Below are 18,022 nucleotides of genomic sequence, written 5' to 3' on the forward strand. Positions count from 1 at the left end.
CAGGTCTTCCCCATCGCCGAAGCCCCCGGACGGCACCAGCCGATCGGGGGCTTTCGCGCGGTAACCGGCACGCCCCGTCGAACAAGCGTGTAGCTTGCCGGGTCAGAAGGATCTGGGGTGGGAGCCTTGATGGGCGTACGGGTCATGGTGGTCGACGAGCACCGGCTGCTGGCCGAGGCGCTCGCCTCGGCCCTGAAACTGCGCGGGCACCGCGTGCTCGCGGCGGCCGCGCCGGCGGCCGGAGCCGCCGAACTGGTCGTCAGCCGCGCCCCGGAGGTGTGCCTGTTCGGCACCGCCACGCCGGCGGAGCCCGGGGTCTTCGAGCCGGTGGTCCGGATCAAACGGGAGCGCCCGCAGATCGCCGTCGTGGTGCTGGGCCCGGTGCCGAGCCCGATCGGGATCGCGGCCGCCTTCGCCGCCGGTGCCTCGGGATACGTACGCCAGGACGAGCGCATCGAGGGCGTCGAGCGGGCCCTGGCCAAGGCGCGGGCGGGGGAGGTCGCCATCTCCCCGCAGCTGCTCCAGGGGGCCTTCGCGGAGCTGCTGAACCCCGCCGCCCAGCCCGACGACGAGGGCAGCCGGCTACTGAGGCTGCTGACCCCGCGCGAGGTCGAGGTGCTGTTCCGGGTCGCGGAGGGCGAGGACACCCGGCTCATCGCCGCCGGGATGGCCATCGCGCCGAGCACAGCCCGTACACATGTGCAGCGGGTACTGATGAAGCTGGGCGTGGGGTCACGGCTGGAGGCCGCCGCCCTGGCCGCCCGTACCGGGCTGCTGGACCGGGCCGTGCTGCCCGCGCGGGCACAGCCGCAGGAGGACGCGCGGCCGTCCGGGGACTGAACCCGGACAGCGGCCGATTTCCCCGGAGGCGCGGAATCCGGTAAGCCAGTCACCAGAGCACGCGCATCCGCGTGCTTCCGCGAGAAGTAGGAGTGCGAGTGAGCAAGTACCTGGTCACCGGCGGCGCCGGATACGTGGGCAGCGTGGTCGCCGCCCATCTGCTGGAGGCCGGACACGAGGTCACCGTCCTCGACAACCTCTCCACCGGCTTCGGCGAGGGGGTCCCCGCGGGCGCCACCCTGATCAACGGCAGGATCCAGGACGCCGCCCGGTACCTGGACCCCTCCTACGACGCGGTGCTGCACTTCGCGGCCTCCTCGCAGGTCGGCGAGTCCGTCGTGAACCCCGGCAAGTACTGGGACAACAACGTCGGCGGGACCCTCGCCCTGCTGACCGCGATGCGGGAGGCGGGCGTGCGCCGCCTCGTCTTCTCCTCCACCGCCGCGACCTACGGGGAGCCGGCCGGGGGCGTGCTGACGGAGACCTCGGTGACCGCGCCGACCAACCCGTACGGAGCCTCGAAGCTGGCCGTCGACCACATGATCGCGGGGGAGTGCGCGGCCCACGGCCTCGCCGCGGTCTCGCTGCGCTACTTCAACGTGGCCGGCGCCTACCGGGAGTTCGGCGAGCGGCACGACCCCGAGACGCACCTGATCCCGCTGGTGCTCCAGGTCGCCCTGGGCGAGCGCGCCGCCATCTCGGTCTTCGGGGACGACTACCCGACCCCCGACGGCACCTGCGTGCGCGACTACATCCACGTGGCCGACCTGGCGGAGGCCCACCTGTCCGCGCTGCGCGTCGCGGCCGAGGGCGAGCACCTGGTGTGCAACCTCGGCAACGGCAGCGGCTTCTCGGTCCGCGAGGTGATCGAGACGGTCCGCAAGGTCACCGGCAAGGAGATCCCCGAGACCGCCGCCCCGCGCCGCGCCGGGGACCCGGCGGTCCTCGTCGCCTCCGCGCGCACGGCGCACGAGCGCCTCGGCTGGACCCCGACCCGCTCGGACCTCACCAACATCGTGACGGACGCCTGGAACTTCGCCCGCAAGCAGCGTTCCTGACCCACCGCCCTCCCCGCGCGCCCCCCGCACCCGACGGTGCGGGGGGCGCGCGCGTAGGGGCCGCGCGCGGCCGTCAGGCGCTGTGCGCGGGCGCCAGGCGTGCGTACGCCGGGTGAAATGCACCCCGTGCAACTGCCCGTGGCACGCGCCGGTCGGGATTACGCCTCTCCGACCTTCAGGACAGGCGAAAACAAGCCACCACAAAGGCCGTTGCGGACCCTCCCGCTGGAAAATCGCTCGAAAAACTTCTGCTATTCGGCCAACCGCGAGACGCCGCCCGTTCTACGCTGATGCGTGACACCGGTGGGGGCCGGTGTTGATTCAGGGGTCGAGACACGCCGGGTACGGCGTCCGGTCCGGGGTAGTGCACAGATGTCGCGGCGGCGGCCGCGGGGGCTGTGGGCCACCCGGCCGGGCGCCGTACCCGTAGTCGTCCGTTCCCCGACCCTTGGGGGTTTTGTGGTTCGTATCCGGGTCCTGGTGGTCGACGGCCACCGCATCTTCGCCGAATCTCTCGCAGCCGCGCTCGCGGCCGAGCCGGACGTGGACGTTTCCGCGGCCGGCAGCGGTCCCGCCGCCTCGCGCTGCCTCGAACGCGCCGTGGCGGAAGGCCGCCGCTTCGACGTGCTGCTCGTCGACGCCGACCTCGGCACCGGCGCGTCCGCGTCCGCGACGGGGGTGCTGCCCGGCCAGCGCGCACCGGGCTCCGGGCCGGCGCCACCGCCGGCGGACGGGATCGCCCTCGTCGCCGGGGTCCGCGTGGCCCACCCCGGGGTGCGCACCGTGGTCCTCGCCGAGCGCGACGACCCCCGCCGGGCTGCGCTCGCCCTTCAGGCGGGGGCCTCCGGGTGGGTGGCCAAGGACTGCTCGCTCTCGCGCCTGCTCGCCGTCATCCGCGGGGTGCTGCGCGAGGAGACCCACCTGCCGCCCGCCCTGCTCACCGGGGTGCTGCGGGAGCTGACCGCCGCCCGCAAGCACCGTACGGACAGCGAACGGCTCGTCGAGTCCCTCACCCCGCGCGAACACGAGGTGCTGCGCTGCATGGTGGCGGGGCTGGGCCGCAAGGACGTGGCGGCGCGGCTGTTCCTGTCCCCGCACACGGTCCGCACCCACATGCAGAACGTGCTGGGCAAGCTCGGCGTGCACTCCACCCTGGCCGCCGTGGCACTGGCCCGGCGGGCCGGCGTACGTCCCGCGGAGCTAGCCGGGGATGTTGTCGAACGGAGCGGTCAACTGGCGTAGCAGCCCGGCGAGGTCGCCACGCTGGGCCGTGGAGAGCTGGGCCAGGATCGCCCGTTCCTGGGCCAGCAGTCCCGCGAGGGACTGGTCGGCGCGGTCGCGCCCCTCCGGCGTCAGCCGGACCAGCACCCCGCGCCGGTCGCTGGGGTCGGGCAGCCGCTCGACGAGGCCCTTCTTGGCGAGCCGGTCGATGCGGTTGGTCATGGTGCCGGAGGTGACGAGGGTCTGCGTCAGCAACTGTCCGGGGGAGAGCTGGTAGGGCGCGCCCGCGCGCCGCAGCGAGGTCAGGACGTCGAACTCCCACGGCTCCAGGCCGTGCTCGGAGAAGGCGAGCCTGCGTGCCCGGTCGAGGTGGCGCGCGAGCCGGCTGACGCGGCTGAGCACTTCGAGCGGTTCCACGTCGAGGTCAGGGCGCTCTCGCCGCCATGCCGCGACCAGTCGGTCGACCTCGTCCTCCATGCCGATCAGTGTACGGGGTCTGTCGACATGAAGTCTCTTCAAATCGAGAATCTTGACATCGAGATATATTCTGGCGAGCATGGGGCATGGAGGGGGCCGGAACAGCTTCCGCTTCCGACCGCCCCACCAGTAGGGAGGCTCGAACATGCATTCCGATATCGCGCCGGCCGTGCGCCCCCACACCCTGGACGACGGCGCCGCCCCGTCCGCACCCGTCTGGGATCCCCAGCAGTACCTCCGTCACGCCGGCCACCGCACGCGTCCCTTCCTCGACCTGATGACCCGCATACCAGAGCTCCCTACCCGGCCCGCCCGCATCGCCGACCTCGGCTGCGGCCCCGGCAACGTCACCGCGCTGCTCGCCGACCGCTGGCCCGATGCCCGCATCACCGGCTTCGACCTCTCCCCGCAGATGCTCCAGCGCGCCACCGCCGAGTACGCCGGACCCACCCCCGGCGGCGGCCGGCTCGACTTCCGCCACGCCGACCTCGCCGACTGGATGCCCGAGGAGACGTACGACCTCATCGTGTCCAACGCGGCCCTGCAATGGGTGCCCAGCCACCCCGGCTCCTTCGCCGCCTGGATCAACGGCCTGCGCCCCGGCGGCACCTTCGCCTTCCAGATCCCCGGCAACTTCACCGCCCCCAGCCACCGGCTGCTCGCCGAACTGTGCGACACCCCGCGCTGGCGCGGCCGCCTCGCCGGACACGGAGCGCGCTACATCCACATCCTCGAACCCGCCGAGTACCTCGCCCGGTTCACCGAGCTCGGCTGCGAGGTCGACGTCTGGGAGACCACCTACTCCCAGCTCCTCCAGGGATCCGACCCCGTCCTCGACTGGGTCAAGGGCACCGCCCTGCGGCCCGTGCTCACCGCCCTCGGCGAGGACCGCGAGGCCGTCGACCGCTTCCTCACCGAATACCGCGAGGCCCTGCGCGCCGCCTACCCGCCAGGCCCGCGCGGCACCGTCTTCCCGTTCCGCCGCATCTTCGCCGTCGCCCGCAAGGAGGCCTGACCGTGCTGACCGCAGTCGACCACGTCCAACTCGCCGCACCGCCCGGCTCGGAGGACAAGCTGCGCGCCTACTACCAAGACGTCCTCGGCATGAGGGAGATCTCCAAACCCGCCGTCCTCGCCGCGCGCGGGGGCTGCTGGTTCGCCACCGGAACCGTGCAGCTGCACCTGGGCGTCGAAGAGGACTTCCGGCCGGCCCGCAAGGCACACCCCGGACTGCGGGTGACAGGCATCGAGGAGTACGCGCGCAGACTCCGGGAGCGCGGCGCCGAGGTCGTCTGGGACGACAACTTGCCGGGCCACCGCCGCTTCTACTCCCACGACCCGGTCGGCAACCGGCTCGAGTTCCTCGAGAAGAAGGACCCGCAGCCGCCGACGGGCCGCTGACCCGGCGCCGACCGGGCGGGACGAGCACCGCGGAAGGCCCCGCACCACGCGACGGCGCCCCGCCACCGGAAGACCGGTGACGGGGCGCCGTCGCGTCGCGCGTCATGCGCCCGCGTACGTACGTACGTGGCTCAGCTCTTGCGGTGACCCACCAGCCGCGGCTTCGCCTCCAGGTTCTCCAGCCCGTGCCAGGACAGGTTCACCAGGTGCGCCGCGACCTCGGCCTTCTTCGGCTGCCGGGTCTCCAGCCACCACTGGCCCGTCAGCGCCACCATCCCGACCAGCGCCTGCGCGTACAGCGGGGCCAGCTTCGGATCGAAGCCGCGGGCCTTGAACTCCAGCCCCAGGATGTCCTCCACCTGCGTGGCGATATCACTGATCAGCGAAGCGAAGGTGCCCGTCGACTGGGCCACGGGGGAGTCCCGCACCAGGATCCGGAAGCCGTCGGTGTAGTTCTCGATGTAGTCCAGCAGGGCGAACGCGGCCTGTTCCAGCAGCTCCCGCGGGTGTCCGGCCGTCAGCGCGCCCGTGACCCCGTCCAGGAGTTGGCGCATCTCGCGGTCCACGACCACCGCGTACAGGCCCTCCTTGCCGCCGAAGTGCTCGTACACCACCGGCTTGGACACCCCGGCCTTCGCCGCGATCTCCTCCACCGAAGTGCCCTCGAAACCCTTCTCGGCGAACAGGGCGCGGCCGATGTCCAGCAGTTGCTGGCGCCGTTCGGCGCCCGTCATCCGGACCCGGCGTCCTCGCCTGGGCTTGTCGCTGCTGGAACTGCTGCCGTCGTTTCCCACGTCACCCATCATGCCGCGTTCGGCGTCTTTTCCTTGCGCCGGGCGTCGATCCTCGCCCCGGACGGCCAGCGCACGTCGGAGGCCCAGCCCAGCAGCTCGAACCAGCGGATCAGCCGGGCACTCGAATCGACCTGCCCGCGCAGCACTCCGTGCCGGGCCGAGGTCGGGTCCGCGTGGTGCAGGTTGTGCCAGGACTCCCCGCACGACAGCACCGCCAGCCACCACACGTTGCCGCTGCGGTCGCGGGACTTGAACGGCCGCTTGCCCACCGCGTGGCAGATCGAGTTGATCGACCACGTCACGTGGTGCAGCAGCGCCACGCGCACCAGCGAACCCCAGAAGAAGGCCGTGAACGCGCCCCACCAGGACATCGTCACCAGACCGCCCACCAGCGGCGGGATCGCCAGCGAGACGATGGTCCACAGGACGAAGTCGCGCGAGATCCGCCGGATCGCCGGGTCCTTGATCAGGTCCGGGGCGTACTTCTGCTGGTTGGTCTGCTCCTCGTCGAAGAGCCAGCCGATGTGCGCCCACCACAGGCCCTTCATCAGCGCCGGCACCGTCTCGCCGAACCGCCACGGCGAATGCGGGTCGCCCTCGTGGTCGGAGTACTTGTGGTGCTTGCGGTGGTCCGCCACCCAGCGCACCAGCGGACCCTCCACCGCCATCGACCCCATGATCGCCAGCGCGATCCGCAGGGGCCGCTTCGCCTTGAAGGAACCGTGCGTGAAGTAACGGTGGAAGCCGATGGTGATCCCGTGGCAGGCCAGGAAGTACATGAAGACCATGAGGCCGAGGTCCAGCCAGGTCACCCCCCAGCCCCAGGCCAGCGGGACCGCCGCCAGCAGGGCCAGGAAGGGCACGGTGATGAACAGCAGCAGCGCGATCTGCTCGACGGAGCGCTTCTGCTCACCGCCGCGCGTAGCGGAGGGCGCGGAAGGCGCCGAGGAGTCCTCGATCAGTTCGGGACTGATGGTCATTTGGGGTTCCCCTGGGGGGTGAGAAGTTCGGCAGGCGTCCGGTCGACGGACCCTACGGATCCGTAACCTACGGCATCGTAAGTATGGCAAAGGTGGCCCGCCCGGCAACAGGACCGCGCCCACGTCACCCACCGTGCCGCCCGCACCACCCACCGGGACCACCCCGCCCGCCCCCGGACCCGCCCGGATCCGCTCCCGGACCGCCCCGGAGGGCGCCCGCCGGGCCGCCGTACGAGCGCCGCAAGCCCACCGCAGCAGCCGCTCTGCCAGGGCACAGGGGCGGGACACCTATCCTGGTGTCGTCGGACAGCGCGGTCCGCACGGGCAGCCCGGGCTGCGCAGCAGGACCGGCATGGCCGCGCACCCCCGGGAGCCCACAGCCCAGTAGCGCTCGAACACTGCAAGGAGCCGCACCTGTGAGCAGTGCTGACCAGGCCGCCCAGGCCCCCGTCACCCAGCCCGCCGACCCCTCCGCCAAGACGCGGACGGCTGAGACGGCGAACGCCGAGCTGCGCGCGGACATCCGCCGCCTCGGCGACCTCCTCGGCGAGACCCTCGTCCGCCAGGAAGGCCGGGAACTCCTCGACCTCGTCGAACAAGTGCGCGCCCTGACGCGCACCGACGGCGAGGCCGCCGCAGCCCTCCTCGGGGACACCGACCTGGAGACCGCCGCCAAGCTCGTGCGCGCCTTCTCCACCTACTTCCACCTCGCCAACGTCACCGAGCAGGTGCACCGCGGCAAGGAGCTGCGGGCCCACCGCGCCGCCGAGGGCGGACTCCTCGCCCGCACCGCCGACATGCTCAAGGACGCAGACCCCGAGCACCTGCGCGAGACGGTCAAGAACCTCAACGTCCGCCCCGTCTTCACCGCGCACCCCACCGAGGCCGCCCGCCGCAGCGTCCTGAACAAGCTGCGCCGCATCGCCGCCCTCCTCGAGGAGCCCGTCTCCGGGGCCGGCGAGCGCCGCCGCCACGACCTGCGGCTCGCCGAGAACATCGACCTCGTCTGGCAGACCGACGAACTGCGCGTGGTCCGCCCGGAGCCCGCCGACGAGGCCCGCAACGCCATCTACTACCTCGACGAGCTGCACGCCGGCGCCGTCGGCGACGTACTCGAGGACCTCGCCGCCGAGCTCCAGCGCGTCGGCATCGAGATCCCCGCCGGCACCCGCCCGCTCACCTTCGGCACCTGGATCGGCGGCGACCGCGACGGCAACCCGAACGTCACCCCCGACGTTACCCGGGACGTGCTGATCCTCCAGCACGAGCACGGCATCACCGACGCCCTGGAACTCATCGACTTCCTGCGCGGACTGCTCTCCAACTCCATCCGCTACACCGGCGCCACCGAGGAACTCCTCACCTCCCTCCAGGCCGACCTGGAACGCCTCCCGGAGATCAGCCCCCGCTACAAGCGGCTGAACGCCGAGGAGCCCTACCGGCTCAAGGCGACCTGCATCCGCCAGAAGCTCCTCAATACCCGCGAGCGTCTCGCCAAGGGCATCCCCCACGAGGAAGGCCGCGACTACCTCGGCACCGCCGAGCTCCTCGCCGACCTCACCCTCATCCAGACCTCCCTGCGCGAACACCGCGGCGCCCTCTTCGCCGACGGCCGCATGGACCGCACCATCCGCACCCTGGCCGCCTTCGGCCTCCAGCTCGCCACCATGGACGTACGCGAGCACGCGGACGCCCACCACCACGCGCTGGGCCAGCTCTTCGACCGCCTCGGCGAGGAGTCCTGGCGCTACGCCGACATGCCGCGCGACTACCGGCAGAAGCTCCTCGCCAAGGAGCTCCGCTCCCGCCGCCCCCTCGCCCCCACCCCGGCCCCCCTCGACCCCGCCGGCCAGAAGACCCTCGGCGTCTTCGGCGCCATCAAGGACGCCTTCGAGAAGTTCGGCCCCGAGGTCATCGAGTCCTACATCATCTCGATGTGCCAGGGCGCCGACGACGTCTTCGCCGCCGCCGTCCTCGCCCGCGAGGCCGGCCTCATCGACCTGCACGCCGGCTGGGCCAAGATCGGCATCGTCCCGCTCCTGGAGACCACCGACGAGCTGCGCGCCGCCGACGTCATCCTCGACGAGATGCTCGCCGACCCCTCCTACCGGCGCCTCGTCTCCCTGCGCGGCGACGTCCAGGAGGTCATGCTCGGCTACTCCGACTCCAGCAAGTTCGGCGGCATCACCACCTCCCAGTGGGAGATCCACCGCGCCCAGCGCCGGCTGCGCGACGTCGCCCACCGCTACGGCGTGCGCCTGCGCCTCTTCCACGGCCGCGGCGGCACCGTCGGCCGCGGCGGCGGCCCCTCCCACGACGCGATCCTCGCCCAGCCCTGGGGCACCCTCGAGGGCGAGATCAAGGTCACCGAGCAGGGCGAGGTCATCTCCGACAAGTACCTCGTGCCCTCACTGGCCCGCGAGAACCTGGAGCTGACCGTCGCGGCCACCCTCCAGGCCTCCGCCCTGCACACCGCCCCCCGCCAGTCCGACGAGGCCCTCACCCTCTGGGACGCGGCCATGGACATCGTCTCCGACGCCGCCCACGACGCCTACCGCGCACTGGTCGAGGACCCCGACCTGCCCTCGTACTTCTTCGCGGCCACCCCCGTCGACCAGCTCGCCGACCTGCACCTGGGCTCCCGCCCCTCCCGCCGCCCCGACTCCGGCGCCGGCCTCGACGGCCTGCGCGCCATCCCGTGGGTCTTCGGCTGGACCCAGTCCCGCCAGATCGTCCCCGGCTGGTACGGCGTCGGCTCCGGCCTCAAGGCCCTGCGCGAAGCCGGCCAGGACGGCGTCCTCACCGAGATGGGCGAGCGCTGGCACTTCTTCCGCAACTTCCTGTCCAACGTCGAGATGACGCTGGCCAAGACCGACCTGCGGATCGCCCGGCACTACGTCGACACCCTCGTCCCGGACCACCTCAAGCACGTCTTCGACCGCATCGAGGCCGAGCACGAGCTCACCGTCCGCGAGGTCCTGCGCATCACCGGCGGGGAGCGGCTGCTGGACTCCCAGCCCGTCCTCCAGCAGACCTTCGCCGTCCGCGACGCCTACCTGGACCCGATCTCCTACCTCCAGGTCTCCCTGCTGGCCCGCCAGCGCCAGGCCGCCGCCCGCGGCGAGGACTCCGACCCGCTGCTCGCCCGAGCCCTGCTGCTCACCGTCAACGGCGTCGCCGCCGGCCTGCGCAACACCGGCTGACCGGCCCCGGACACGAAGGAAGCCCCCGCCGGCCGGCGGGGGCTTCCTTCGTACGGCGGCCTACTGGTTGGCGGCCTTACTGGTTGTAGGAGGACTGGGCGCGCTCCAGGCCCTCCTGGATCAGGCACTCCACCGCGTCGGCGGAGCGGTCCACGAACCAGTCCAGCTCCTTGCGCTCGGTCGAGGAGAAGTCCTTCAGCACGAAGTCCGCGACCTGCATCCGGCCCGGCGGACGGCCGATGCCGCACCGCACCCGGTGGTAGTCCGGCCCCATCGCCTTCGTCATCGACTTCAGCCCGTTGTGGCCGTTGTCCCCGCCGCCCAGCTTCAGGCGCAGCGTCGGGTAGTCGATGTCCAGCTCGTCGTGGACGGCGACGATCCGCTCCAGCGGGACCTTGTAGAAGTCGCGCAGCGCCGTCACCGGTCCGCCGGACAGGTTCATGAACGACATCGGCTTCGCCAGCACCACACGCCGGTTCGCCGGCCCCGGCGGACCGATCCGGCCCTCCAGCACCTGCGCCCGCGCCTTGTGCGCCTTGAACTTGCCGCCGATCCGCTCGGCCAGCAGGTCGGCCACCATGAAGCCGATGTTGTGGCGGTTGCCCGCGTACTCCGCGCCCGGGTTCCCCAGGCCCACGATCAGCCAGGGTGCCGCGTCGTCCGACATCAAAAGCTCCTCGGTTCCTCTACGAAGACGACCGCCGTCCCGCTCCAGTGGAGCCGGACGGCGGTCGGTCAGCAACTGCTGAGGGGGTGGGGCGAGGCTCAGGCCTCGGTGACCTCGGCGGCCGGCTCCTCGGCCTGCGCGCCGATGACCTGCAGGACGGCGATGTCACCGTCGACGGCCAGGGTGGTGCCGGCCGGCAGGACCAGGTCCTTGGCGTGGATGGTGGCGCCGGCCTCGAGGCCCGCGATGGAGACGGTGACCTCGGTCGGGATGTGGGTGGCCTCGGCCTCGACGGAGATGGTGTTCTGGAGGGTCTCCAGCATGTTGCCGCCGGCGGCCAGGTCGCCCTCGGTGACGATCGCGACGTCGACGGTGACCTTCTCGCCCTTCTTGACGATCAGGAAGTCGACGTGGGAGATCGAGCGCTTCAGCGGGTGCTTCTGCACGGCCTTCGGGATGACCAGCTCGGTGCCGCCGTCCTTGATGTCCAGGGAGATCAGGACGTTCGGGGTGCGGAGCGCCAGCTGCAGGGAGTGGGCGTCGACGTTGACGTGCTTCGGGTCGGTGCCGTGGCCGTAGATGACCGCGGGGGTCAGGGCGTCGCGACGGGCCTGGCGGGCAGCGCCCTTGCCGAAGTCGGTGCGGGTCTGGGCGGCAAGCTTGATCTCGGACATGCTCACTCCTCGTGGGGTGACGGAAACGGACGACAGTCACCCGGCCGGAACGGCCTGCTACGAAGAGCGCGTCGATAACGGAGCATCCGCACCTGGAACAGGTACGGCCTCCCTCGCCGAGCAACTCACAGAGTGTACCCGGCGGGGGAGGCCGCAACAAAAGGATCTACGGAGCAAGGGCCGGGGCCCTTACTGCTGCTCCTCGAAGAGGCTGGTCACCGAGCCGTCCTCGAAGACCTCGCGCACCGCGCGGGCGATCATCGGGGCGATCGACAGCACCGTGATCTTGTCGAGCTCCAGGTCGGACGGGTCCGGCAGGGTGTTCGTGAAGACGAACTCGCTGACCTTGGAGTTCTTCAGGCGGTCGGCCGCCGGGCCCGACAGGATGCCGTGCGTGGCCGTCACGATGACGTCCTCCGCGCCGTGCGCGAACAGCGCGTCGGCCGCGGCGCAGATGGTGCCACCCGTGTCGATCATGTCGTCGACCAGGACGCAGACGCGGCCCTTGACCTCACCGACGACCTCGTGGACGGTCACCTGGTTGGCGACGTCCTTGTCGCGGCGCTTGTGCACGATCGCCAGCGGCGCGTCCAGACGGTCGCACCAGCGGTCGGCCACGCGCACGCGGCCGGCGTCCGGGGAGACGATCGTCAGCTTGGAGCGGTCCACCTTGGCGCCCACGTAGTCCGCGAGGACCGGCAGGGCCGAGAGGTGGTCCACCGGGCCGTCGAAGAAGCCCTGGATCTGGTCGGTGTGCAGGTCGACCGTCAGGATGCGGTCGGCACCCGCGGTCTTCAGCAGGTCCGCGACCAGGCGGGCCGAGATCGGCTCGCGGCCCTTGTGCTTCTTGTCCTGGCGGGCGTACCCGTAGGACGGGACGATCACGGTGATGGAGCGTGCCGACGCGCGCTTCAGCGCGTCGATCATGATCAGCTGCTCCATGATCCACTTGTTGATCGGAGCCGTGTGGCTCTGGATCAGGAAGCAGTCCGCGCCACGAGCCGACTCCTGGAAGCGGACGTAGATCTCGCCGTTCGCGAAGTCGAAAGCCTTGGTCGGCACGAGGCCGACACCGAGCTGGTGCGCGACCTCCTCGGCCAGCTCGGGGTGGGCGCGGCCGGAGAAGAGCATCAGCTTCTTCTCGCCGGTCGTCTTGATCCCGGTCACAGCACTGTCTCCTCAGACGTGTGGAAAGCTGCTCGCCCCCGTGTGCGTCCGTCCCGCACACGGTGAGCCAGCCGAATTGCGTGCACCTATCACGGTACGCCGTCCCGGGCGTACCTGTTTCCGGTCAGTTCACCTCAATGACCGCCGGAGTCCCTCTCCGTCGACGACTGCGCGGCCGTCGCCGCCGCGCTGCCGGGGCGCTTGCGGGCCACCCAGCCCTCGATATTCCGCTGCTGGCCACGGGCCACGGCCAGCGCGCCGGGCGGCACGTCCTTCGTGATCACCGAGCCGGCCGCCGTGTAGGCGCCGTCCCCGATGGTGACGGGAGCCACAAACATGTTGTCCGAACCCGTCTTGCAGTGTGAGCCGACGGTGGTGTGGTGCTTGTGCTCACCGTCGTAGTTCACGAACACGCTCGCCGCGCCGATGTTCGTGTACTCGCCGATCGTCGCGTCGCCCACGTACGACAGGTGCGGCACCTTCGTGCCCTCGCCGATCGTCGCGTTCTTCATCTCCACGTACGTGCCGGCCTTCGCCTTCACGCCCAGGTTCGTGCCCGGCCGCAGGTACGCGAAGGGGCCGACGCTCGCCTGGTCGCCGATCACCGCGCTGTCCGCCACCGTGTTGTCCACCCGGGCGCCCGCGCCCACACGGGTGTCCTTCAGGCGGGTGTTCGGGCCGACCTCGGCCCCCTCGCCGATGTGCGTCGCGCCGAGCAGCTGGGTGCCCGGGTGGATCAGGGCGTCCTGCCCGAAGGTCACCGTCACGTCCACGAACGTGCCGGCCGGGTCGACGACCGTGACGCCCGCGAGCATGGCCCGCTCCAGCAGACGCGCGTTCAGCAGCGCCCGCGCCTCCGCCAGCTGCACCCGGTTGTTGATGCCGAGGATCTGGCGGTGGTCGCTGCCGACGGCCGCGCCGACGCGGTGGCCCGCCTCGCGCAGGATGCCGAGCACGTCGGTGAGGTACTCCTCGCCCTGGCTGTTGTCCGTGCGCACCTTGCCGAGCGCGTCCGCGAGCAGGGCGCCGTCGAAGGCGAAGACCCCGGAGTTGATCTCCCGGATCGCGCGCTGCGCGTCGGTGGCGTCCTTGTGCTCGACGATCGCGGTCACGGCGCCGGTGTCCGCGTCGCGGACGATGCGGCCGTAGCCGGTGGAGTCCGGGACCTCGGCGGTGAGCACGGTGACGGCGTTGCCGTCGGCCTCGTGCGTGGCCGCGAGCTGCCGGAGGGTCTCGCCGGTGAGGAGGGGGGTGTCGCCGCAGACGACGATCACGGTGCCGGTGACGGCGCCGCCGAGCTCCTCGAGCGCCATGCGGACGGCGTGGCCGGTGCCGTTCTGTTCGTACTGGACGGCGGTGCGGACTCCGGCGTCGACGCCGGCCAGGTGCGCGGTGACCTGCTCGCGTGCGTGGCCCACGACGACCACGAGGTGGGTCGGGTCCAGCTCACGGGAGGCCGCGACCACGTGACCGACGAGCGAACGCCCGCAGATCTCGTGCAGAACCTTGGGTGTGGCCGACTTCATGCGGGTGCCCTCACCCGCTGCGAGTACGACGACGGCTGCCGGGCGGGTTGCGCTCACGGGTGGGCCCTTCGGCTTCGGGGGTGGACCCGTGAAGGATAGCGGGGGGTCACAGCCCGGAAACGAGGCCGGGTCCCGACCGTGAGGCCAGGACCCGGACCTGAAAAGCTCCCCTGCCAGGACTCGAACCCAGACTTAAGGCACCAAAAGCCCCAGTGCTACCATTACACCACAGGGGATAACTTAGCTGCCCAAACCGGACATTACGTCTCGTTGATCGAGCTAGCTGCATCTACTATGCCGCACCAAGCCCCCTCGGTGCGACGGTAGATGTGGGCGCTTTGGCTGACGTACGGATCAGGCTGCCCGACGGGTGGCCCTGCGTACGCTGGACGGCATGACCGGTACGGGGGAAGAGCGCGAGGGGACGGGCCGGGACGGGCCCTGGTGGTGGGAGCGGCGCCGGGGGGCGCTGCTCGATGCGGGACTCGGCGCGGTGTCCGCCGCCGAGTGCGCTCTGGAGGGGGTGGAGACCGCCCGCGAGGCGGGGCTGCCCGTGACCGCAGGGGTGCTGTTCGGGGCCCTGACGGGGTCGACGCTGGTGCTGCGGCGGCGGTGGCCGATCGCCGTGGTGCTGGTCGGGATCGCCGTCACCCCGGCCACGATGGGCTTCCTGCTCGGGGTGGTGGGCCTGTACACGCTGGCCGCCGGCGAGGTGCCCCGGCGGATCCTCGCGACGCTGGCCTCGATGTCGCTCGCCGGGACCTTCGTGGTGACGTACCTCCAGACCCGCGGGGACGTGGAGGCCGACGGCACGCTCGTGATCGTGCTGTCCGTGTTCATGGCGGTGGCGCTGACCGTCCCGCCGGTCCTGCTCGGGCTGTACGTCGGGGCGCGGCGGCGGCTGATGGAGAGCCTGCAGGAACGGGCGGACTCGCTGGAGCGCGAGCTGTCGCTGCTGGCGGACCGGGCGGAGGAGCGGGCCGAGTGGGCGCGGCGGGAGGAGCGGACGCGGATCGCGCGGGAGATGCACGACGTGGTGGCGCACCGGGTGTCGCTGATGGTGGTGCACGCGGCGGCGTTGCAGGCGGTGGCCGCCAAGGATCCCGTGAAGGCCGTGCGGAACGCGGCGCTGGTGGGTGACATGGGCCGGCAGGCGTTGACGGAGCTACGGGAGATGCTGGGCGTGCTGCGGGCGGTGGAGAAGCCGGTGCGGCCGGTGGCGCCGGCGGCCGGTTTCGAGGACGGGCCCTCGCTGGACGCGCTGGAGGTGCTGGTGGGCCAGTCCCGGGCGGCGGGGATGAGCGTCGAGGTGGTCGTGCAGGGCGAGGGGGGCGCGTACCCGGCGGAGGTGGAGCAGACGGCCTACCGGGTGGTGCAGGAGGCGCTGACCAACTGCCACAAGCACGCTCCGGGCGCGCGGGTCGTCGTACGCCTCGCGCACCGGGAGGGGGAGGTGGCCATGCAGGTGGAGAACGGGCCGTGCGAGGGGGAGGCGCGCGGGGCCGACCTGCCGAGCGGGGGCAACGGGCTGGTGGGCATGCGGGAGCGGGTGCTCGGACTGGGCGGGGTGTTCGTGTCCGGGCCGACGGACGGGGGCGGGTTCAGGGTGTCGGCGGTGCTGCCGTTCCGCTAGCCGGGGGAGTCCGGTGGGGTGTCCGGAGCGGGGCCGCCGGACACCGCCGGGTCAGGGCGCGGTGGTGAGGCGGGCGGGCTGGAGGCCGGTCAGGAGGAGGGTGAGGGCCTCGTCCAGGCCGGCGCCGAGGTACCAGTCGCCGGTGTGGTCGACGAGGTAGACGCGGCCTTCGCGGTCGATGGCCAGGTGCGAGCCGCCGTCGGTGTCCGCGCCCAGCGGGCAGAGCTGGGTGGACAGGGCGCGTCCGAGGTCGGCGAAGGTGCGGGCCAGGTGGAGACCGGTCAGCGGATCCAGGCGTACGGGGGTCGGCGCTATCTGGCGGCCGGGACCGGGCGCGGTGAGGGTGAGGCCGCCGAATTCGGCCCAGGCTTCGACGGCGGCCGGGAAGACGGTGTGCCGGTGGCCGGCGGGGGTGGTGTGGTCGCGCAGGGCGTCGGCCCAGTATTCGGCCTGCTTGATGTCCCAGCGGCCGGGTTCCCAGCCGGCGGTGCGCAGCGCGGAGTCCACGGGTCCGGGGAACCGGGTGGCCGAGGAGCGGTCGTAGGAGGCTGAGGAGGCGGTCATGGTGGCTACTCGGGGTGGGTGAGGTCGACGGAGCGTACGCCGAAGTGGTTGAGGAGCGCGTCGCAGGAGCGGCAGGGCGGTGCGTAGCTGCCGTGGAGGGGGTCGCCGTCCTCGCGGATGCGGCGGGCGGTGATCTTGGAGTGCTTCAGGGAGCGGCGGGCCTCGCCGGCCGAGAGGGGCTTGCGGGAGGCGCGCCGGCTGCGGGCGCCTTCGACGGCGGCGAGGTGGCGGGAGAGCAGGATCGCCTCCGGACATCGGCCGGTGAAGCGTTCCCGCTGGCCGCTGGTGAGGGTGTCGAGGAAGTCCTGGACGAGCGGGTGCAGGGTGGGCGGCTGGTCGCCCTTGCCGGCGGTGCCGGTGAGGGTTTCCCCGCGGACGGAGAGGGCCGCGGCGACGGTGGGCAGGATGCCGTCGCGGCGGAAGCGGAGCACGGGCGGCGTGTGGGCGGCGCCGGTGCTGCTCCAGCGCAGGCGGGGATCGCCGGCGGGGCCGGCGTCGGTCGGTTCCGTGCGGCCCGTGCGGGGTGCCACGTTTTGTGTGGTCGCAGTCTGTGTGGTCGCGCTCTGCATGGTTGCTCTTTCCCTCCCGTGGCGGCGGTGGTGGTCGCTGTCGCGCACGCCCCCGTGCTGCGGGACAGCCTGTCAAATGTCCCCTGTCATGCGGAAGCGGGGTCGAATATTCGTATCAATTCGGATGTTCCCGTCCCGTGTGCCCGTGCGTGGCTCGCGGGCGGGTGAGGGTCTTGCCGGAGCACATAGGCTGTGGTGAACCAGCCAGATCCAGCAGGGGGCTACCGCCATGACGACAGGTCGGCTCGGGCAGCAGGCCGCGCCACCCAACGCCGCTTACTCGGGGCAGGTCGTGCATTTCCCGGACCCGGTCCGGGCCGCTCGGCATCCCCACGGAGTGCGGATGGACGGTGACGGCCATCCCGACTTCTCGCGCTACGCGCGCGCGGCCGTGGAGATCGCCGAGCCCCCGGAGGGCTTCGGCGTCGACGAGCTGCGCCTGACGGACTGCGTGTCCGCGAACGCGGCGATGCGGGCGGCGGGCCATCCGCTGTGGGACACCGTGGGTCCGGTGGCGACCCCGCACGGCTGGACCTGGCACCACGTGGCCGGCTCGCGCCGGATGGAGCTGGTCCCCGTGGAGGTCAAGGCGCTGCTGCGGCACCACGCGGGTCTGGTGACGGCCCCGGTGGACCACGAGAAGCGCGGTGCCCGGCCGCTCCAGGAGGTGCGTCCGGCGCACCTGGGGCTCCCGAAGACCCTGGTCTCGGTGTCCGAGCAGCAGGTGCAGGGGGTCGAGGAGGACCTCGGCTACCGGCTTCCGGAGGCGTACCGCTCGTTCCTGAAGGCGGCGGGCGGCTGCGCGCCGGTGGGCGCGGGGCTGTTCGTGGAGCTGGGGCTGCTGGTCGACCAGCCGTTCTTCACGGTGCGTGAGGAGGCGGCGGTCAATGACCTGGTGTACGTCAACAAGTGTCTGCGGGACCACCTGACGAAGGACTACCTGAGCGTGGCCTTCGTACAGGGCGGGCTGCTCGCGGTGAAGGTCAAGGGTCAGGGCGTCGGCTCCGTCTGGTTCTCCCCGTACGACGATGCGCGCGACCGGGACGGCTGGTCGGTGCAGGAGCGGGTGGAGCGTCTGCTGTTGCCGTGCGGTGCCGATTTCGATGCCTTCCTGGAGCGGTTGGCGGGGAATCCGCCGGAGCTGGAGACGGTGGCCGGTCTGATGGTGGACGGCGGATTCGCACGGTCGGTTGCAGTGTCGGGGTCGGTTGCGGTGTCGGACGCCGGCATGGGTGAGGGGTGAACACG

At 71.8% G+C, this 18,022-nt stretch carries 17 protein-coding genes and 1 tRNA gene; 8 read left to right on the top strand and 10 right to left on the bottom strand.

What is annotated here, in order from left to right:
- Positions 1-129 precede the first annotated feature (129 nt).
- From OOK34_RS15765 to OOK34_RS15775, 3 genes are all read left to right on the top strand, one after another.
- The gene (locus OOK34_RS15765) at positions 130-840 is read left to right on the top strand and encodes a LuxR C-terminal-related transcriptional regulator (protein ID WP_267036759.1); all 711 of its coding nucleotides are present in this window, start codon (positions 130-132) and stop codon (positions 838-840) included.
- Between the two features lie 98 nt (positions 841-938).
- Complete coding sequence (gene galE / locus OOK34_RS15770; RefSeq protein WP_267034506.1) at positions 939-1,898, top strand: UDP-glucose 4-epimerase GalE; 960 nt, start codon at positions 939-941, stop codon at positions 1,896-1,898.
- A 459-nt stretch (positions 1,899-2,357) separates the two neighbouring features.
- Positions 2,358-3,140 (top strand): response regulator transcription factor, encoded by a 783-nt coding sequence (locus OOK34_RS15775; RefSeq protein WP_267034507.1) that lies wholly within the window; start codon positions 2,358-2,360, stop codon positions 3,138-3,140.
- Here OOK34_RS15775 and OOK34_RS15780 read toward each other — a convergent pair.
- Positions 3,099-3,596: a MarR family winged helix-turn-helix transcriptional regulator gene (locus OOK34_RS15780; protein WP_030231940.1), complete on the bottom strand. Its 498-nt coding sequence runs from the start codon at positions 3,594-3,596 to the stop codon at positions 3,099-3,101. The two genes, OOK34_RS15775 and OOK34_RS15780, sit on opposite strands and share 42 nt — an antisense overlap.
- Positions 3,597-3,741: 145 nt before the next feature.
- Here OOK34_RS15780 and OOK34_RS15785 point away from each other — a divergent pair, with 145 nt between their 5' ends.
- Together OOK34_RS15785 and OOK34_RS15790 are read left to right on the top strand one after the other, a co-directional pair.
- On the top strand, positions 3,742-4,611 hold the full coding sequence (locus OOK34_RS15785) for a trans-aconitate 2-methyltransferase (RefSeq protein ID WP_267034508.1): 870 nt from the start codon (positions 3,742-3,744) through the stop codon (positions 4,609-4,611).
- A gap of 2 nt (positions 4,612-4,613) precedes the next feature.
- Positions 4,614-4,997 (top strand): VOC family protein, encoded by a 384-nt coding sequence (locus OOK34_RS15790; RefSeq protein ID WP_267034509.1) that lies wholly within the window; start codon positions 4,614-4,616, stop codon positions 4,995-4,997.
- A 131-nt stretch (positions 4,998-5,128) separates the two neighbouring features.
- Here OOK34_RS15790 and OOK34_RS15795 read toward each other — a convergent pair whose 3' ends face one another.
- A complete protein-coding gene (locus OOK34_RS15795; protein WP_267034510.1) occupies positions 5,129-5,800 on the bottom strand; it encodes a TetR/AcrR family transcriptional regulator in 672 nt (223 codons plus the stop codon).
- The gene (locus OOK34_RS15800) at positions 5,800-6,771 is read right to left on the bottom strand and encodes an acyl-CoA desaturase (RefSeq protein ID WP_267034511.1); all 972 of its coding nucleotides are present in this window, start codon (positions 6,769-6,771) and stop codon (positions 5,800-5,802) included. The genes OOK34_RS15795 and OOK34_RS15800 overlap by 1 nt, the downstream gene beginning before the upstream one ends.
- Positions 6,772-7,280: 509 nt before the next feature.
- Here OOK34_RS15800 and ppc point away from each other — a divergent pair.
- The gene (gene ppc / locus OOK34_RS15805) at positions 7,281-9,974 is read left to right on the top strand and encodes a phosphoenolpyruvate carboxylase (RefSeq protein ID WP_267036760.1); all 2,694 of its coding nucleotides are present in this window, start codon (positions 7,281-7,283) and stop codon (positions 9,972-9,974) included.
- Between the two features lie 76 nt (positions 9,975-10,050).
- Here the strand turns inward: ppc and pth are convergent, their stop codons facing one another.
- The 5 genes from pth to OOK34_RS15830 all read right to left on the bottom strand — a co-directional run bounded on the left by pth (position 10,051) and on the right by OOK34_RS15830 (position 14,244).
- Positions 10,051-10,641 (bottom strand): aminoacyl-tRNA hydrolase, encoded by a 591-nt coding sequence (gene pth / locus OOK34_RS15810; RefSeq protein WP_267034512.1) that lies wholly within the window; start codon positions 10,639-10,641, stop codon positions 10,051-10,053.
- A gap of 98 nt (positions 10,642-10,739) precedes the next feature.
- Positions 10,740-11,315, bottom strand: coding sequence for a 50S ribosomal protein L25/general stress protein Ctc (locus tag OOK34_RS15815; protein ID WP_267034513.1), 576 nt, complete (start codon positions 11,313-11,315; stop codon positions 10,740-10,742).
- Between the two features lie 189 nt (positions 11,316-11,504).
- The gene (locus OOK34_RS15820) at positions 11,505-12,482 is read right to left on the bottom strand and encodes a ribose-phosphate diphosphokinase (protein WP_267034514.1); all 978 of its coding nucleotides are present in this window, start codon (positions 12,480-12,482) and stop codon (positions 11,505-11,507) included.
- Positions 12,483-12,616: 134 nt separating this feature from the next.
- Positions 12,617-14,065 (bottom strand): bifunctional UDP-N-acetylglucosamine diphosphorylase/glucosamine-1-phosphate N-acetyltransferase GlmU, encoded by a 1,449-nt coding sequence (glmU, locus tag OOK34_RS15825; protein WP_267034515.1) that lies wholly within the window; start codon positions 14,063-14,065, stop codon positions 12,617-12,619.
- 108 nt (positions 14,066-14,173) lie between these two features.
- Positions 14,174-14,244: transfer RNA gene (locus tag OOK34_RS15830), tRNA-Gln, on the bottom strand.
- A 158-nt stretch (positions 14,245-14,402) separates the two neighbouring features.
- Between OOK34_RS15830 and OOK34_RS15835 the strand changes: the two genes are divergently transcribed.
- Positions 14,403-15,641, top strand: coding sequence for a histidine kinase (locus OOK34_RS15835; protein ID WP_267034516.1), 1,239 nt, complete (start codon positions 14,403-14,405; stop codon positions 15,639-15,641).
- A gap of 51 nt (positions 15,642-15,692) precedes the next feature.
- On the opposite strand, the gene OOK34_RS15840 is transcribed toward OOK34_RS15835, so the two are convergent.
- Both OOK34_RS15840 and OOK34_RS15845 read right to left on the bottom strand, forming a co-directional pair.
- Positions 15,693-16,205: an SUKH-3 domain-containing protein gene (locus OOK34_RS15840; RefSeq protein WP_267034517.1), complete on the bottom strand. Its 513-nt coding sequence runs from the start codon at positions 16,203-16,205 to the stop codon at positions 15,693-15,695.
- Between the two features lie 5 nt (positions 16,206-16,210).
- Positions 16,211-16,774 carry a YwqJ-related putative deaminase gene (locus OOK34_RS15845; protein WP_267034518.1) on the bottom strand — a complete coding sequence of 188 codons (564 nt, stop codon included), beginning with the start codon at positions 16,772-16,774 and terminating at the stop codon, positions 16,211-16,213.
- A 229-nt stretch (positions 16,775-17,003) separates the two neighbouring features.
- On the opposite strand from OOK34_RS15845, the gene OOK34_RS15850 reads away from it, so the two are divergent.
- Positions 17,004-18,017 carry an SMI1/KNR4 family protein gene (locus OOK34_RS15850; RefSeq protein ID WP_267034519.1) on the top strand — a complete coding sequence of 338 codons (1,014 nt, stop codon included), beginning with the start codon at positions 17,004-17,006 and terminating at the stop codon, positions 18,015-18,017.
- The last annotated feature ends 5 nt before the right edge of the window (positions 18,018-18,022 follow it).

Origin of the sequence: Streptomyces sp. NBC_00091 (assembly GCF_026343185.1) — a bacterium.
Taxonomy (GTDB): Bacteria; Actinomycetota; Actinomycetes; order Streptomycetales; family Streptomycetaceae; genus Streptomyces.

Bases quoted from the DNA above. Each gene is read 5' to 3' on its own strand.
- OOK34_RS15780 (WP_030231940.1), bottom strand. From the start codon at position 3,596: ATGGAGGACGAGGTCGACCGACTGGTCGCGGCATGGCGGCGAGAGCGC.
- OOK34_RS15850 (WP_267034519.1), top strand. From the start codon at position 17,004: ATGACGACAGGTCGGCTCGGGCAGCAGGCCGCGCCACCCAACGCCGCT.
- OOK34_RS15815 (WP_267034513.1), bottom strand. From the start codon at position 11,315: ATGTCCGAGATCAAGCTTGCCGCCCAGACCCGCACCGACTTCGGCAAG.
- OOK34_RS15835 (WP_267034516.1), top strand. From the start codon at position 14,403: ATGACCGGTACGGGGGAAGAGCGCGAGGGGACGGGCCGGGACGGGCCC.
- pth (WP_267034512.1), bottom strand. From the start codon at position 10,641: ATGTCGGACGACGCGGCACCCTGGCTGATCGTGGGCCTGGGGAACCCG.
- OOK34_RS15845 (WP_267034518.1), bottom strand. From the start codon at position 16,774: ATGCAGAGCGCGACCACACAGACTGCGACCACACAAAACGTGGCACCC.
- OOK34_RS15785 (WP_267034508.1), top strand. From the start codon at position 3,742: ATGCATTCCGATATCGCGCCGGCCGTGCGCCCCCACACCCTGGACGAC.
- OOK34_RS15840 (WP_267034517.1), bottom strand. From the start codon at position 16,205: ATGACCGCCTCCTCAGCCTCCTACGACCGCTCCTCGGCCACCCGGTTC.
- OOK34_RS15765 (WP_267036759.1), top strand. From the start codon at position 130: ATGGGCGTACGGGTCATGGTGGTCGACGAGCACCGGCTGCTGGCCGAG.
- OOK34_RS15800 (WP_267034511.1), bottom strand. From the start codon at position 6,771: ATGACCATCAGTCCCGAACTGATCGAGGACTCCTCGGCGCCTTCCGCG.
- OOK34_RS15795 (WP_267034510.1), bottom strand. From the start codon at position 5,800: ATGGGTGACGTGGGAAACGACGGCAGCAGTTCCAGCAGCGACAAGCCC.